The sequence below is a fragment of the Streptomonospora sediminis genome (assembly GCF_054778995.1).
In genome coordinates this window covers 137,407-153,298 of the sequence record NZ_BAAGYZ010000012.1, presented here as the reverse complement: position 1 = coordinate 153,298, position 15,892 = coordinate 137,407, and the positions used below count along the sequence as shown (strand labels likewise).

Here is a 15,892-nt window from a genome sequence, read left to right as displayed (position 1 = left end):
CCGCCGTGCACAGCCGTCGACGGGATCGAGAACCATGGAGACCGGGGAGAACACCCAGAGCGCCCAGAGCACCCCGAACACGGACGGGGGAGGTACGGTCGCCCAGCAGGCGGGGCCATCTGCCGGCCGGCGCCGGTTGCGCAGCTTCCGGGTGCCCGTGCTGGTGGTCGCCTTGCTCGTTGTCTTGGCGGCGACCGCCGGGATCAACCGGCTTGTCGCGCCCGTCCCGCTGCTCGCGCTGCCGGTGGGGATCGCTCTCGCCGTGGCGGCCCTCGCCTGCTATGGCTGGCTTAGCCGGACCGTCGAGCTGCGGCCGAGTGTCCCCGAACTCGCCAAGGAGGGCAGGTGGGGGCTGCTGGGACGCGGGGCGCTGCTGGGGGCCGGCATGTTCACCGCGCTGATGCTGCTGATCGCGGTGTTCGGCGGCTGGCAGCAGGTGTCGTGGGGCTCCGTCGGCGGGTGTGCCGCCGCCGCCGGCATGATGGCGAGCGTCGCCGTTATTGAGGAGGTGCTGTTCCGCGGGGTCGTCTTCCGCATCCTCGAAGAGCGCACCGGCACGGTCATCGCCCTGGCCGCGTCGTCGGTCCTGTTCGGTGCGACGCACCTGGTCAACACCAATGCCACGCTGTGGGGCACGCTATCCATCGCCCTGACCGGCGGAATCCTGATGGCCGCCGGCTACGTGTTGACCCGCTCGCTGTGGCTGCCGATCGGTCTGCACTTCGGCTGGAACTTCACGCACGCCGGCATCTTCGGTGTCGTGCAGTCCGCCTCCGACACGGCGCCCGACGGGCTGCTGAACACCACGCTGTCCGGCTCGCCGCTGCTGACCGGCGGCACGTTCGGGCCGGAGGCCAGCCCGGTCGCGCTGCTGGTGTGCCTGGTTCCCGCGGTCTTTCTGCTGTACAGGGCCGCCCGCACCGGCCAGATCCGGAGGCGTCCGCGGCGCGGCGCGGACGCCGGCCGGACCGCCGAAGGCGTGAGCTCGGCCTGAGCGCCGCGTCCACCCCGGATCGGCGCTGAGCCCGCCCGGACGGCCGCCGCCCTCGACACCGGGGACGGCGGCCGTCCGGCTGCGGTATCGCGGCCGCGCTGCTCAGGCCGGCTGCCAGCCGCTGTTCAGCGGTGAGATGTCGCCGTTGACCAGGATCGCCGTGATCCGGCCGTCGGTGTCGCGGTCCAGCCGGACCAGGAACGGCAGCAGGACGCGCCGCCCGTCGTGCAGGGTGAAGTCGGCGAAGAGGTCGGTGTAGGCGCGGGTTCCCCCGTTGAGTTCGTCCACGTGGACGAACTCGTGGCGGACCTCCGCGACCACCGACCGGAGCGGTTCGCTCGCCTGGACGATGCCCTCGCGGCCGACCGCTTCGGCGTCGCTGCCGATCCGGAACCGCACCCCGGCCGATACGAGTTCGGCGATGCCGTCGGTGCCCCGCGACTCGGCGGCGGCGAAGAACGACCTGACCCAGTCGGGGACCTGCGCCGGGGTCTCCACGAGCCGCTTGAGGTGCGAGACACCGGCGCGGACCATGTTCTGCGCCACCTCGTCGGAAATCGGGTCCGCGACCCCCGCCCGCGGTTTCCAGTCCATGAAGTAGGTGACCTCGGTGCCGCGCCCGGCGCGGACCACCGTGTTGTGGAAGGCGCCCACGTAGGTGGGGTTGTCGACGTATTCGAAGACGACGTCGGTGCCGCCGGCTACCTCGCGCTCGGTGATGCGCTCCCGGATGGTCAGGTCGCCGGGGTAGGGCTGGTACATCTCGCGCAGTACGTGGTCGTCCGTGCGTTCCAGGATCCGGCTGAACCGCACGGGCGGCACGTACTTCCGCGGGTTCTCCACCTTGTCGTGCAGGAGTCCGATGACCCGGTCGAAGGGTGCGTCGACGTACTCGGTCCACTGTGTGCTCGGCATGGCACTCTCCAAGAGCGGTAAGGGTTAAGTTGTCTGAACAATCAACTCCTACTATGCGGCTCTCTGTCGCTTGAATCAAGCGTCGCGCGAAAAAAAGATGTCCGAACAAGTATTAGCTGAAACACAGGTGTGCCGGAGTGGGAGTGCCCGCTCCCGGTGGGTGTGGCATGGACAAGTGGACAGTTGTCCGGTAATCTCAACGCGCAATCGGACGGTTGTCCGCTTTATTGGAGAGAGGGGTTGCCATGCAGGGCATCAGCGGCAAGGCCGTCGCCATCACCGGGGCCAGCAGCGGCATCGGCGCGGCCACCGCCCGGCTGCTCGCCGAGCGCGGCGCGGCGGTCGTCCTCGGGGCCCGCCGGACGGAGCGCCTCGACGAGCTTGCCCGGGAGATCCGCGGCAGCGGCGGCCGTGCCGCCGTGTGCACCGTGGACGTGACCGTCCGCGAGGACCTCGACCGCCTTGTCAACCGGGCCGTCGCGGAGTTCGGCCGGCTCGATGTGCTCGTCGGCAACGCGGGTATCGCCAAGACCGGTCCGATCGAGGACGGCGACCTCGACGGCTGGTCGGCGATGATCGACGTCAACGTCCGCGGCGTGCTGAACGGGATCCACGCGGCGCTGCCCGTGTTCCGCCGGCAGGGCCAGGGCCACCTCGTGACGACCGTGTCGACGTCCGGGCTGAAGATCGTCCCTACGCAGGCGGTCTATGCCGGAACGAAGAACGCGGTCCGCACCCTGCTGGAGGGGCTGCGCCAGGAGTCGACCGACGGCATGCTGCGCACGACCTCGGTGTCGCCCGGTGTCATCCGCACCGAACTCGCCGACTCGGTCGACGACCCGGTGGTCCGCGAGCAGGTCAACGCCATGATGGACGGGTTCGCCATCGACCCGGAAGCCGTGGCCCGCACCATCGCCTTCGCCATCGAACAGCCCGCCGACGTCGAAATCGGCGACATCACCGTCCGCCCGACCGTCCAGGGCTGAACAATGAAGGCACGGGAAAAATCTACGATGTAGAGGTACCGGTGTCCGGCGCCGGTCGGCGCCGGACACCGGTACCACGATCACCAGGGGAGGGGGCCGGCTTCGCCGAAGAACGCACCGCTCGGGCCGTCATCGGGCAGCACGGCGAGCCGGATCGCCGTGACCGCGCCCTCCTCAGGGGTGTAGAACCCTTGGAACCCGGTGAAATCGCTCGAGACCAGGCCCGGGTCGGCGGCGTTGATCAGGATGTTGGTGTCGGCGAGCTGCCGGGCGTAGTGCACGGTGAGGGCGTTGAGGTAGGTCTTCGTCGGCGAATAGGCCGCCATGACGGGGCCGACCTCCGCGTCCGGGTCCGCCTGCAGGGTCAGCGAGGCGACGGTGCTGGAGGCGTTGACGATACGCGGCGACGCCGAACGCCGCAGCATCGGCAGCATCGCGTTGGTCACCCGGATGACACCGATGACGTTGGTCTCGAAGACCCTGCGGACCAGGTCGAGGTCGAGCGTGGTCGGATCCTGCCCCCACGCCTCCCGCCCATCCCCGCCGTGGATGCCGGCGTTGTTGACCAGCACGTCCAGGCCCCCGGCCTGCCGCTCGACCAATGCTGCGGCGTCGGTGACGCTCCGGTCGTCGGTCACCTCCAGCGGTACACCGAACGCGTCCGCCCCGTCGGCGCGCAGCTTGTCAACGGCGGCCCTCATCCGGGCCTCGTCGCGGGCGCCTACACCCACGCGGTAGCCGCGGGCGCCCAGTCCGGCCGCGATCTCGTAGCCGATCCCCTTGTTCGCGCCGGTCACCAGCGCGGTCTTTGTTTCGCTCATGGCATTGATACTGGCTCGCCACCGAGCGGCGCAGCCAACACCATGAGGGTCCACTGTCATACCCGGTGGGTATCACCCAGGGTAGGCTGCTGCGGTGGACACCGTGGAGACCCGCGAGCTCAGGTATTTCACCGCCGTCGCCGAAGAACTGCACTTCGGCCGCGCCGCCGAACGCCTCGGCATGGCCCAACCGCCGCTGTCCCGGGCGATCCAACGGCTTGAGCGGCGCCTTGGCGTCGCGTTGCTGGAGCGAAACCGGCGCGGTATCTCGCTGACCGGTGCCGGCGAGGTGCTGCTGCACGAGGGCGGCGCGGCCCTCGACGCCGCCACCGCCGCCGTCCGCCGCACCCGCCGCGCCGGTGGCGCCGACGCTCCCGGCGGTCTGCGCAACCGCCTGGTGCTGGCCGTGAAAGCCGCCGCGTCCCACGAGCTGCTGCAGAAGCTCCTCGACGCCTACGCGGCCGAGCCCGGTGCCGCCGAGGTCGAGGTACTGCCGAGCGGCACGTGCGAACAGGGCGACATGCTTCGCGATGGCCGTGCCGATGCGGCGCTCATGCACACGCCGTTCAACTCCCTGGCAGGGTTCGACAGCGAGGCACTGCTGACCGAGAGCCAGATCGCCATCCTGCCCGCCGGGCACCCCCTCGCTGCGCGCAAGACCCTGTCGATGGCCGACGTCGGCGACATCCCCGGTCTCCCGCTCGCCCGCTGGTCCCGCGACCCCACGAGTCCGTCCGGTCCGGGCCCTGTGATCCACGACCAGACCCAGTTGGCCCAGCTGATCGCCCTCGGACGCACTGCGGCCATCTTCCCCGAGTCCGCCCGCGCCTGGTTGTGGGCCGAGCACGCCGCCGTCCCGCTGACCGACGCGCCTCCCGTGGTCGCCCACATCGTCTGGCCCGCGCACAGCCGCAGCCTGGCCCTTGCCGGACTGGTCCGCACGGCACTGCGGATATGACGGTGCTGCGGGCCGGCACCGTGACGGACGGGTCCGCGGCGCGCCGGAACCGGCCGCCCGAGCCATCGCCGCCACCGCCGTCCGCCGCACCGCCCCGACCGGAAGAATCCACGACGGGAAAACGCTCCCCTATGTCCGGAATAGGACAACCGGCGGCAATCGGTCCGCGCGCCTGCCGGAAAGGCGTTTGCGCTGGCCACCGCCTATGCGACCGGTCCCACCAGGGGATTCCATCGGCGGTGCGCCACTGCGGCGGCCGCATTGCGGTGGCGCCGCTGCCAGGAACTTTTCGCGAATCCTCTGGGTTAAGTGGCTTTTTCCAATCCGCGGTGTTCCGGTTGACGCTCTGCGTAGCCCTCACTTAAAGTTCAACCGCGTCAAGCAACGTATTCTCCGGCAACCGCGGCCATTCCGAAGTGTTCCGCGAGCTTCGCACTTTCGGCTTGGTCGGCGCTGCCTATATTCTCAGGCGTTTCGAGTGCCCGGCCTTTGCCGAACCGCTGCGAGCCCGGCGGCCCCGGCCCCCGAGCCGGCCCCTGGCACCCGCGGCAAGTGCTCCGGTGGCGCCGCTGCCACGAGCGGTGCCGCAACCGGGCGGGCATTCGAAAGGGCGGGGCGGCCGCTGCCGACTCCGCCCGCTCGCTGCGCCGGTGGTGCGCCGGCGCAGCGGGGCCGCTGCTGCCGGCCTTCGGGTCCACCAGCCGGTCCGGGGCGCATACCCCGCGATCGGGCCACTCCCTAGCGCTTCATCTCCGCCGCGGGTGGAGGGGAGCTGAGCGGGTTCCGTGCTCCGCCCGCTCGCCGGCGCACCGGCCCCCGCCGGATACCGGATACCTGCAGCGGATGACCCGGTAGCGGATCGGCTCCGCCGACCCGCCCGGCGCCCGACCCGCCCGACCCGCCCGACCCGCCCGGCGCCCGACCCGCCCCAGGCGCCCATCAGGCCGTCCGCCGCCGAGCCCTCGGCGGCGGACGGCCCCGGCTTTCCCGCGGCGCGGGCTGCGCGGCATGCCCGCGGAACGTGCCGCGCGGCCCCAGCGGGCACCGCATCCCCGCTGTGCCGCGGTGATCCCAGAACCTTCCGCCTCCACCCGCCCGGCTATAGAGAGGGAGACCGATGTCCACCAGCGACGGCACGATCGCCGTGAACTCCTGGAACGAGTGGGACACGCTGAAGGAGGTCGTCGTCGGATCGGCCGATGGCGCCTGCTTCGAACCCGTGGAACCCGGCAACCGGCCCCAGGTCCGCAACGCGCCGGACCAACCGTTTCCCACCGGCCCCAAGCCGCCCGATGTCATCGCCAAGGCCAACGAGGAGTTGGACGGGCTCACGGCACTGCTGGAGTCCAAAGGGGTGGTGGTCCGCAGGCCCGACGCGTACGACTTCGGCCGGCCGCTGCGGACCCCCCACTTCGATGTCGAGAACCAGTACTGCGCCGTCTGCCCCCGCGACGTAATGATCACCTTCGGAAACGAGATCGTCGAAGCGACCATGTCGCGCCGGGGCAGGTTCTTCGAGTACGAGCCCTACCGCCGCCTCGTTTACGGATACTGGGAGTCCGACTCCTCCGTCACCTGGACTACGGCACCCAAACCGACCATGGCCGACTCCATGTACCGGGAGGAGTTCTGGTCCTGGCCGCTCAAGCAGCGCCACCGGCTCATGCATGAGTCGGAGTTCTGCATTACCCAGCAGGAGATCGTGTTCGACGCCGCCGACATCAGCCGGTTCGGCAGGGACATCGTCGTCCAGGAATCGATGACCACCAACCGGAGCGGAATCCGGTGGCTCAAGCGCCACCTGGAGCCGAAAGGCTTCCGCGTGCATCCGGTGCATTTCCCGCTGGACTACTTCCCCTCGCACATCGACTGCACGTTCGTGCCGTTGCGGCCCGGGCTGGTACTGACCAACCCGGACCGCCCGATCAGGGAGGACGAACTCGGGCTGTTCGCTGAGAACGACTGGAAGCTGGTGGACGCCCCCGAACCCGTCCTGTCCAACGCCGACATGCCCGCGCACTGCCAGTCGTCGAAGTGGCTGTCGATGAACGTGCTGAGCCTGTCGCCGACCACGGTGGTCTGCGAGGAGCGGGAGGCCCCGCTCCATGACCTGCTGAGCAGCATGGGTTTCGAGGTTCTCACCGTGCCGTTCCGCAACGTGTTCGAGTTCGGCGGCTCGCTGCACTGCGCAACCTGGGACATCCGCCGCGAAGGGAGCTGCGGGGACCACTTCCCGAACGCGGGCCGGCTGCGCCCCGAGCAGGAGCCCGCGCGCTGACCTGACCGGGGGAGCGGCGGCGCTGCGGTGTGCGGCGGCCCGCACGCCGCAGCGCCGCCGCACGGAACCGCGCCGTACTCTCCCGGCATCCGGTCATTGGACGGATTGCGGCTGAGCCGGAAGTTCGGCTTCGGCACGGTCACTTATCATCGGCGCGTTCGGCAAATGCCGATAGCGGGTATCTTGTCCGGGTCAATAGCCGGATACGGGGCGGTACCAGTACTCCTACCCGTACTTCCCATCCTGCTTCCCCGCGTACTTCCGCGAAACCGGCATACATATTTTTAACGACACGAATCTCGTCTGCTGGGATGATCCACGGCTCTAGCCGCATCGCTACGCTGAAAAGTGTGGAACCTGACAACGTCCGGGTCTCCGACACCGAACGCGAGGACGCAGTCGAACGCCTGCGTGAGGCGTGCGGCGACGGACGCCTGACTCTCGAAGAACTCACCGAACGCACCGAAGCGGCGTATACCGCGCAGACCCGCGCCCAACTCTCGCGCGTTGTGGCGGATCTGCCCGAGGCGCCCGCTCCCGAGGTGGCGCAGGCATCAGCCGTTGATACGGCCGCTACCCGGCTGTTCAGCCTGGGCGACGACATCGAGCGCAATGGCCGCTGGGTCGTCGACGACGGCCTGCGCGCACTGGCCGTACTGGGCCATATAAAGCTGGATCTGCGCGAATCCTACTTCTCCTCGAATTCGGTCACGCTGCATCTTCGCTCGGTCCTCGGCAGCATTATGGTCTGGGTGCCGCCCGGAATCGGTGTGGAACTCGACGGCAGTGCCTACCTCGGCGATAAGTCGGTTGATATTGAACCCGCGCGTCCGGGTTCCCCAGTCGTCAAAATAAAGGCGGATGCCCTGCCCGGAAGCATCAAGATTTCCAATAACCGCCGCCGCGGCCGAATAATGCGCGCGATCCTCGGGGATTGAGGACCGAAACGGCGCTGCTCGCCGATAGCGGCCAATCAGGCGCTGGAAAGGAGGTTTGATAGGAAATGGAGATGAAACAGGCTTTGACTCTGGTCTACGACACGACGGTGGGCATCGGCCCGTGGGACATCAACGTCGGCCTCGTCGGCGGGCTGATCGTCCTCGGTGTGATCATTGTGCTCATCCTGGCCAACCTGAAGTAACCCGCCGCAAGGGCCGGCCTGCGCACTCCCGTCCAGTGCGCAGGCACCTTCCCGGGGCAGGAGCGGTTTCCGGCATTCCTGCCGAACGCACCGCGATGCATCCCCGGCTGAGCCCCACCCCCTGCTGAGCGAAACGACCGGGTCGAGCGACCCTCTGCTACACCCTCCCCGGTCGGCATACGCATTTGTATGTACGGTCCGCTTGCCAGGCGGAGTAGCGCAACGTCGCTCCCGCGGGCGATGCCCTTGCCGCCGCGGGGCTCCTATCGTCGTTTGCGCAACGAAGCTCGCAGACCGGAAAAACCCCCACGCATCAGCTGCACAGGAGGCCGGCGGCAAACCCGGAGCACACCACCGCACCGCACCTGCGGTGGACCTGGAACACCGTTTGCCGCCGTACGCGCCACCCGCGGCCGGCACCGATCCGGCCGCCCCAGAGTCCTTACCCGTTTGCCCCATTCGAGTTGTCCCCTATTCGAGCGGCCGCCCCGCGGCCGCTGCCAGTCATCCGGCTCCGCTCCCCGGACGCCGGAGCAGCCCCCAGCCCGGAAAAGGAGGTGAACAACCATGCAGAGCTATGACGAGTTCGAGGAGATCGTCGTGGAGCAGCAGGAGGCCGCCGAGGTCTCGGACATCGACTTCGGCTGCTGAATGCCCCTATGAGGCGGTCCCGTCCCCCGTGGACCCGGATACGCGGACCGCGCAGTAGCCGCCGCGGCGTGCATCGATCCTCGCCGCGGCGGCGCGCCGCACAGCCGAAACACGCGCCCCAGCGTGTCCGACCCCCACGGAGGGATCGTGATGAGCAACCGCCTTTACCGGCCCTCGCGGTTCACGGTCATGACCCCGCACGATGCCGGTGGCGCCGTTCTGTACAACTCGCTGCGCGGCAGTGTGTTCTACGTACGCGAGCCGCTGGCCGGGCGGGTACACGACCTGCTGCACAACCGCAGCGCCCGCTTCGCCGCCGACGACGGCGACCCCGAGCGGACGCGGATGATCCGGGCTCTGCAGGAGCGCGGATACGTCGTCCCCGACGACCACGACGAGTCGGCCGACGCCAAAGAGTTGCGCGACGACCGGCTCGCCCGCACCGACATCCTCGAACTCATCCTGATGCCGACCGAGGCGTGCAACTTCCGCTGCACCTACTGCTACGAGGACTTCGCGCTGGGGCACATGCTCTCCGGCGTCCGCGACGGCGTCCGCGAGCTGGTGCGGCGCCGGCACGAAAGCCACGGCCTCGAAGCGCTGCGGGTCTCGTGGTTCGGCGGCGAGCCCCTTGTCGCCTTCGACGTCATCGAGGAACTGAGCGAATACTTCGGCGACTTCGCCACCCGGAACGGCATCGACTACCGGGCGGGCATGACGACCAACGGCTACCTGCTCACCCCCGACATCGCCGAAAGATGCGTCCAGCTGGGCATCAAGCAGCTCCAGATCACCCTGGACGGGCCCCGGCACAGCCACGACGCCAGCCGGCCGCTGATGGGCGGCGGCTCGACGTTCGACGACATCATCGCCAACGTCCGCAGCCTCGCGCAAAGCGACCTCGACTTCTCCGCCCTGCTGCGCACCAACTTCACGCCGTCCAACGTCGGCAGCGTCCCAGAGCTGCTTGAGGAGCTGGGCGGGATCGTCGAGGGCGACGACCGTTTCTCGGTGATCTTCCGGCCCGTGGGCCAATGGGGCGGAGCCAACGACGCCGAGACCGAAGCCGCCACCGGGAAGGCGGCCGAGGAGGCCAAACTCGACCTCTACCAGGATGCGCGGTGCCACGACCTGCCCAGCGGTGACACCCGGACCCTGCGGCCGGGCGGAAGCGTCTGCTACGCCGCCAACCCCTGGTCGTTTCTGATCCGGCCCAACGGCATCGTCAACAAGTGCACGGTGGCCCTGCGCGACGCCCAGAACATGGTGGGCCGGCTCGCCCCCGATGGGGAGCTCAACCTCAACGACCGGTTGATGAAGCTGTGGACGGAGAACGACGAGGCCCACGACTCGGGCTGCCAATCGTGCTTCTTCCGCCCGTCCTGCCAGGGCGCGCACTGCCCGCTCATCCGCATCCAGGACGGGGTGCGCCCGTGCCCGCCGCAGAAGGTGTGGATCGGCCCCAACCTCAAGACCTACACCGACCTCGTCGCAGCCGGGCGGAACGAGGCCGCTGATGCCTGAGCACTGGCTGACGACCGACGCCGACGGCCGGATCCTCGCGCGGATCACCGCCGAACGGACCCTGCTGCTGGCCGACCTCACCGAACTGCCGCCCGTATCGCACACCGTTGCCGGCGTGCACGCCGACACGGTCGTGCGCGGCGCCGGCCCCGGCGCCTTCATCGCCGTGGACCACCGCTCCGGCAGCGCACTGCCCGTCACCTGGAGCGGCGGCGGGGCAGCGGTCGGGCCGGCGGTCGAGCTGCCCGGACCGGACGCCGAAGTGGCCGCGTTCGGTGCGCACACCGGGCCGCTGCGGCTGGCCGCGGCGACCGGGCAAGCGCTGTTCACCTACGACGGCGGGTGGCGGCGGCGCCTGGAGCTGCCCGATGCCCCCGGACTCATCGCCCGCCAGGCCCGCCGGCGCCGACTGGTGGTGGTCACCCGCGACGGCGGGGTGCTGCGGTTCGACGCCGATACCGGGGCGAGCGAGCACCACCGCGAACCCGCCTGGGCCGGTGCCGCCGCCTACGCCTACGACGAGATCCTCGGCGGCCTGTGGTTCGCCCACCCCCGCGGCCGCGCCCAGACCGTCCTGGCGCGCATCGAACCCTGGCCGCCGCGCCGGACCTACGAGATCAGCGCGGCACCGGGCATTTCGGCGATGACGGTGTCGCTCAACGGCGAGTGGCTGGCCGTGATCCGCGACACCGACGGCAACCCGCCGGTGCTGTTCAATGTTGCGGGCCAGCGGGAGTTCCATCCGCCGATCACCGGACTCGACGGCCGGATCGGCATGGTCTTCACCTACGACAACCACCTGGCGGCAGTGGGCGAGGACGACCGCGTCACCGTCACCGAGCTGCCGGCCCGGGTCGATGTCCGAGCCGAAAGCGCCGACATCGGCCACCTCTCGCCGTTCTGGGAGGGGCGGATGGAAAAGGCCAGCCGCACGCGCCGCGGCGGAGCCGCCGTGCGCAGCGGTGCAGCAGCAGCCGGAGGTGAGCCGTGAGCGGTGCTCTCTCGCGCCTGGTCAACGACATCGGTGAACTTGAGCGCCGGTGGGAGGAGCACCCGCTTGTCAGCAGGGCGCTGGGCGACTTCGGTGACGTGTTCTCGCTGGAGATCCTGGACTCCCTGCTCGCCGAGGTGCCGCTGCCGACCTCGGCGGTCCGGCTGATGCGCGACGGCACCGTGTCGGAGGCCGGTTCCCTGGCGCGCGCCCGTGAGCGCACGGGCCCGGGCGCCGAACCGTTCGTCGACCCGGCGCTGGCCGCCGCAGAACTGCAGCGCGGCACGACCCTGGTGTTCGAAGAGGTGCGGACCTGGTGCCCCGCTGTCGCGGAGCTGACCCGCGGCATCACGGCGGCCACGGGCTACGACACCTACTGCGCGGCGTTTCTGACCCCGGCCAACGCCCGCGGTGCGCGCGCGCACTACGACATGGCCAGCGTGTTCATCCGCCAACTGCACGGTTCCAAACGCTGGACGATCGGCGCCCCGGTGGAGCAGCCGCCCACGCAGCCGTGGAACGGCAGAGAGGTCCCGCTGGAGGACACGCGCGAGGTGGTCCTGCGCGAAGGCGACTGCCTGTACCTGCCCCGCGGATACATCCATGTCGGCGACGCGACGGACGAGGCGTCACTGCACCTGTCGATCGCGGCCAAACCCGTTTCGTGGGGCGATGTCCTGGTCCGCGAGATCACCGAGCTGGCCGAGAGCGACCCGCGGTTGCGGCGGGCCCTGCCGTTCGGGTTCCACCGCCAGGACGGCTCCGACGGCGCCGGCGGCGGCCCCCGCATGCTCGCGGAGTGCGCCCGCGCCGCCGCCGAACGGCTCGGGCGGACCGCCGGTATCTGGCAGCGGGCGGTCGAGCACCACGGGCCGGCCGCGCCGGAACCCGGCGGTGGACTGGCAAAGGTGCTGGCGGAGGGCCGGCAGTTCGGCTCCGAGGAGGTCGATCCCCGTGACCGGTGACCCGGCCGGTGTCTGGAACACGCTCGCCACCCGCTCCGCGGGGTTCGCAGAACAGGTCCTGCTGCGCGGCGCCGCCGCCGATATGCCGCAACTGGGGCTCGGCGACGTCGGCGGCCTCATCGGGGCCCTGGCCGCCGACGACGACTACTCCAGGGTCACGCGGATGCTGGACGTGACCATCGAGGGCCGCCGGTCGCCGGCGCTGAAACCGCTGGTGCTCGGCGCCCCGCCCGGAAGCGGCGAGTCCATCGGGGACTGGTCCAAACGCGTTTTCGCCGGCCGGACGTTCAGCGTGATGGTCAACGCGGCCGAGCGGTGGAGCGACACCGTGGCGCGCGCCGCAGCGGAGTTCTTCGCCCCCGCCCGCGAATCGTTCGGGATCCCGCAGCACACCTACCGTGTTTCGCTTTTCCTGGGCGACTACGGGTTCACCCCTTCCGGGGTCCACCGCGATATCGGACGCAACGAACGCGTCGTCCACCTCAATCTCGGCCCGGGCCGCAAGGCGTTCTACTCCTGGCCGGTGGAGACCTACCGGAACCTCACCGGCTCGCTGCGTCCGTCCTACGATCCGGAGCCCCTGCTGCCGCACGCCACCGCCGACACCATGGAGCCGGGCGACGCGCTCCTGCTCAACGTCAGCCGGTTCCACGTGGGCCGCTCCGACGAGCTCGCGGCGACCCTGGGCCTGGAAATGTCGAAGATGCCGGCGGCGGACGTGGCGCAGGAGGCCGCTGCGGCCGCCTTGGGCGAACTGTTCAACGGAGCCGGCGACCCGGTGCGCGCACCCGGTTTCCAACCCGAACCCGTCGACTACACGGACCTGGGCTGGGCCGGACTGCCGGCGGCCGGCCTGGAGGCGTGGCTCTCCGACGCCGTCGCGGCCTACACCGCACGCCAGCGCAGCAACCTCGGGCTGTCCCTTTCCCCGATGCCGCGCACCGGTGTCGACACGGATACCCTCGCCGGCTCGACCGTCCGGTTGGCCGCGCCCTTCCCCCTCGTCCTGCGGGAGCGGGGCGACCGCTGCGACCTCTACATCCGGGGGCGGTGCGTCACCGTGCCCCGCGACGACGCAGTGATCGGGCTCGTCGAACGCCTCGGCTCGGGCGGCGAATACGCGGTCGCCGATCTGCTGGGCGCCGGCGAACGCGAACGGCGGCTCGGCCTGGGCGTGCTGTCGGCGGCCGTGCGCCTGCGCGGTGCCGATGCGGCCCCCGCCGCGGAGCGCACGTGAGCATAACCGGCCGTGGCGGCGAGGAAACGGAGCCCGTGCGCCAGGCGGCCTCCTCCTCGGCGCCGCCGCTGCGCGCCAACCGGGCGTTCCGGTTGCTGTGGGGTGCGCAGTGTTTTTCGCAGCTGGGTTATGTGACCGGCGTCATCGCCTACCCGCTGCTGGTGCTGCAGACCCACGGCAGCGTGCTGTGGGCGGGAGTGCTGGGATTCATCGCCTCGGCGGTGGGCCTCGCGGCGAAGCTGCCGGCCGGCCTTGCCTGCGACAGGTTGGACCGGCACCGCATCCTGGTCGTCGGCGCGCTGTGCCGGGCCGGTGCGATGGCCCTGCTGGCGCTGGCGGCCGCGGCGGGAACGGTCCCGCTGGCGCTGGTCATAGCGGTGGCGGCCATTGACGGCGGCGCCATGGAAGTCGTCCGGTTCGCCGAGCGGGCGGCGCTGCGCCACATCGTGCGCACGGGCGACATCTCCGCGGCCGTGGCGGGCAACGAGGCCCGAAGCCAGGCGGCCGGTCTGGCCGGGCCGGCGCTGGGCGGTTGGCTGTTCGCGCTTGCGAGCGCGCTGCCCTTCGCCGCCAACGCCGCCGGGCACCTGCTGTCGGCCGCCATGGTCTTGGGGGTGCGCCACCGGCTGCAGGACGACTCCGCCCGGCGTGCCTCGCCCTCTTCGGGGCTTTTCCGCGAGGCCGGGAAAGGGTTTGCCTTCATCAGGAGGCGCCCGGCGCTGCGGGTGCTGGTGGTGGCGTCGCTGTGCCCCAACGCCGTATTCGGCGGCGTCACCCTGCTGATCATCGCGGCGGTCGAGGAGGGCGGGGGCAGCGCCGCCGCGATCGGCGGCGCGCTGTCGGTCGCGGGCCTGGGCGGTGTGGCCGGGGCTATGGCGGCACCGGTACTGATCAGCAGGTGCTCGCCGGCCGCACTGCTGCTGGGCACGATCTGGCTGCTGCCGGCGGCGGTCGCGGCGCTGGCGCTGGCCGCGGGGCCGGTCGCCTATGCCGCGCTGCTGGCCGCCTGCGTGTTCACCGTCCCTGTGTTGAACGCCCAGCTCACCGTCTACCAGATCCACCACTCGCCCGATGGGTTGCAGGGCCGGACGTTCAGCGCCACGGCCGTTGCCATGGGGGCGGCGCAGCCCTTGGGCCCGCTGCTCGGCGGGGCAGGACACGAGCTGCTGGGTTCGGTTCCGGCGTTCCTGCTGCTCGCCGGGTTGCTGGCCGCCTCTGCCGTGTGCGTGACGGCGATGCCCACCGCGCGGCGGCTGCCGCTGGCGCAGCAGCCCCGCCCTGACCGCCCCGACCCGCCACTCCGGGAGGAAACGAGGAGACCATGAATGCCAACGGAGCGCCCCCGGCGGACCCGCTGTTCCGCGGCGGGCTGCGGTTGCCGGTCGGTATCACCGGGACGGGCGCCTACATCCCCGACCGTGTCGTGCCGAACGACGAGGTCGCCGCCGGGCTCGACACCACCGACGAGTGGATCAGGTCGCGCACCGGGATCCGCGAACGGCGCTTCCTCGCCGAGGGCGAGACCACGTCGGACATGTGCGTCGCCGCCGCCGAGGCCGCCCTCAGCGACGCGGGAGTCCATCCCGGGGCCCTCGACGCGATCATCCTGTCCACGTTCACCTATGACCAGCCGCTGCCCTCGACGGCACTGCTGGTGAAGGAGCGGATCGGGGCGCTGCGGGCCCTGCCGCTGGATCTGAACCAGGCGGCGTGCGCCGGCGGGGTCTACGGACTGTGGCTGGCCGGCCATCTGCTGCAGAACGAGGAGTTGGGCTGCGTTCTGGTCATCGGTGCCGAGTGCCTGTCGCGCTGCACCGATCCGCAGGACCGGGCGACCCGGGTGTTCTTCGGCGACGCGGCCGGTGCCGCCGTCCTCGAACGGACCCGCCCCGGTTACGGGATCCTCTCCTGGCACGCGGACTCGCTGCTTTCGCACGCGGTCGAGATCCCCGCCGGGGGATCGCGGATGCCGGCCTCGGCCGAGACGGTCGCCGGCGGCGGCCACTTCCTGCGGATGGACGGCCGCGCGGTGTGGAAGGAGGCGACGGAGAACCTGCCCGCCAGTGTCGAGATAGCGGTGGCCGCCGCAGGCCACCGGGTCGCCGACGTCGACCGGTTCGTTTTCCACCAGGCCAACCTCAACATCGTCAAAGAGGCGATGCGGGTGCTGGGCCAGCCCATGGACAAGGCCGCGGTCAGTGTCGACCGGTTGGGCAACACCGGTGCGGCAACGGTCTTCGTGGGCCTGCACGACTCGTTCGCCCAGCGGCGGATCCGCACCGGTGACCTGGTGGTGGTCTCGGCCATCGGCGCCGGGTTCCTGTGGGGGTCGCTGTGCCTGCGGCATTTCGCCCCGGACGGCGGCGCGCCCGGCCCGGCACCGGAGCACCGCACCTGACCGGCGGCGGGGCGGTCCCGTCCCGCCGCCGCG

Annotated in this window: 14 protein-coding genes; 12 read left to right on the top strand and 2 right to left on the bottom strand. The window is 70.7% G+C overall.

Annotated features, from left to right (window positions below; genetic code table 11):
- Positions 1–34: 34 nt before the first annotated feature.
- A complete protein-coding gene (locus tag ACYVD5_RS04405; RefSeq protein WP_460999592.1) occupies positions 35–994 on the top strand; it encodes a lysostaphin resistance A-like protein in 960 nt (319 codons plus the stop codon).
- Between the two features lie 102 nt (positions 995–1,096).
- Here the strand turns inward: ACYVD5_RS04405 and ACYVD5_RS04400 are convergent, their stop codons facing one another.
- Positions 1,097–1,909: a nuclear transport factor 2 family protein gene (locus ACYVD5_RS04400; RefSeq protein ID WP_460999591.1), complete on the bottom strand. Its 813-nt coding sequence runs from the start codon at positions 1,907–1,909 to the stop codon at positions 1,097–1,099.
- Between the two features lie 245 nt (positions 1,910–2,154).
- On the opposite strand from ACYVD5_RS04400, the gene ACYVD5_RS04395 reads away from it, so the two are divergent.
- A complete protein-coding gene (locus tag ACYVD5_RS04395; protein WP_460999590.1) occupies positions 2,155–2,895 on the top strand; it encodes an SDR family oxidoreductase in 741 nt (246 codons plus the stop codon).
- Between the two features lie 80 nt (positions 2,896–2,975).
- Here ACYVD5_RS04395 and ACYVD5_RS04390 read toward each other — a convergent pair whose 3' ends face one another.
- Positions 2,976–3,716 carry an SDR family oxidoreductase gene (locus tag ACYVD5_RS04390; protein ID WP_460999589.1) on the bottom strand — a complete coding sequence of 247 codons (741 nt, stop codon included), beginning with the start codon at positions 3,714–3,716 and terminating at the stop codon, positions 2,976–2,978.
- A gap of 94 nt (positions 3,717–3,810) precedes the next feature.
- Between ACYVD5_RS04390 and ACYVD5_RS04385 the strand changes: the two genes are divergently transcribed.
- From ACYVD5_RS04385 to ACYVD5_RS04340, 10 genes are all read left to right on the top strand, one after another.
- A complete protein-coding gene (locus ACYVD5_RS04385; RefSeq protein WP_460999588.1) occupies positions 3,811–4,674 on the top strand; it encodes a LysR family transcriptional regulator in 864 nt (287 codons plus the stop codon).
- 1,117 nt (positions 4,675–5,791) lie between these two features.
- Positions 5,792–6,952 carry a glycine amidinotransferase gene (locus ACYVD5_RS04380; RefSeq protein ID WP_460999587.1) on the top strand — a complete coding sequence of 387 codons (1,161 nt, stop codon included), beginning with the start codon at positions 5,792–5,794 and terminating at the stop codon, positions 6,950–6,952.
- A gap of 350 nt (positions 6,953–7,302) precedes the next feature.
- Entirely contained in the window at positions 7,303–7,890 is a 588-nt protein-coding gene (locus ACYVD5_RS04375) for a DUF1707 SHOCT-like domain-containing protein (protein ID WP_460999586.1), read from the top strand.
- Positions 7,891–7,961: 71 nt separating this feature from the next.
- Positions 7,962–8,093 carry a hypothetical protein gene (locus ACYVD5_RS04370; protein WP_460999585.1) on the top strand — a complete coding sequence of 44 codons (132 nt, stop codon included), beginning with the start codon at positions 7,962–7,964 and terminating at the stop codon, positions 8,091–8,093.
- 801 nt (positions 8,094–8,894) lie between these two features.
- A complete protein-coding gene (locus ACYVD5_RS04365; RefSeq protein WP_460999584.1) occupies positions 8,895–10,268 on the top strand; it encodes a radical SAM protein in 1,374 nt (457 codons plus the stop codon).
- The gene (locus tag ACYVD5_RS04360) at positions 10,261–11,259 is read left to right on the top strand and encodes a hypothetical protein (protein ID WP_460999583.1); all 999 of its coding nucleotides are present in this window, start codon (positions 10,261–10,263) and stop codon (positions 11,257–11,259) included. Before ACYVD5_RS04365 ends, ACYVD5_RS04360 begins: the two co-directional genes overlap by 8 nt.
- Positions 11,256–12,224, top strand: a complete 969-nt coding sequence (locus ACYVD5_RS04355; protein WP_460999582.1) for a JmjC domain-containing protein — start codon at positions 11,256–11,258, stop codon at positions 12,222–12,224. The genes ACYVD5_RS04360 and ACYVD5_RS04355 overlap by 4 nt, the downstream gene beginning before the upstream one ends.
- Entirely contained in the window at positions 12,214–13,461 is a 1,248-nt protein-coding gene (locus tag ACYVD5_RS04350; RefSeq protein WP_460999581.1) for a hypothetical protein, read from the top strand. The genes ACYVD5_RS04355 and ACYVD5_RS04350 overlap by 11 nt, the downstream gene beginning before the upstream one ends.
- Positions 13,458–14,786 (top strand): MFS transporter, encoded by a 1,329-nt coding sequence (locus ACYVD5_RS04345; protein ID WP_460999580.1) that lies wholly within the window; start codon positions 13,458–13,460, stop codon positions 14,784–14,786. Before ACYVD5_RS04350 ends, ACYVD5_RS04345 begins: the two co-directional genes overlap by 4 nt.
- Positions 14,783–15,859, top strand: a complete 1,077-nt coding sequence (locus ACYVD5_RS04340; protein ID WP_460999579.1) for a 3-oxoacyl-ACP synthase III family protein — start codon at positions 14,783–14,785, stop codon at positions 15,857–15,859. The genes ACYVD5_RS04345 and ACYVD5_RS04340 overlap by 4 nt, the downstream gene beginning before the upstream one ends.
- Positions 15,860–15,892 lie beyond the last annotated feature (33 nt).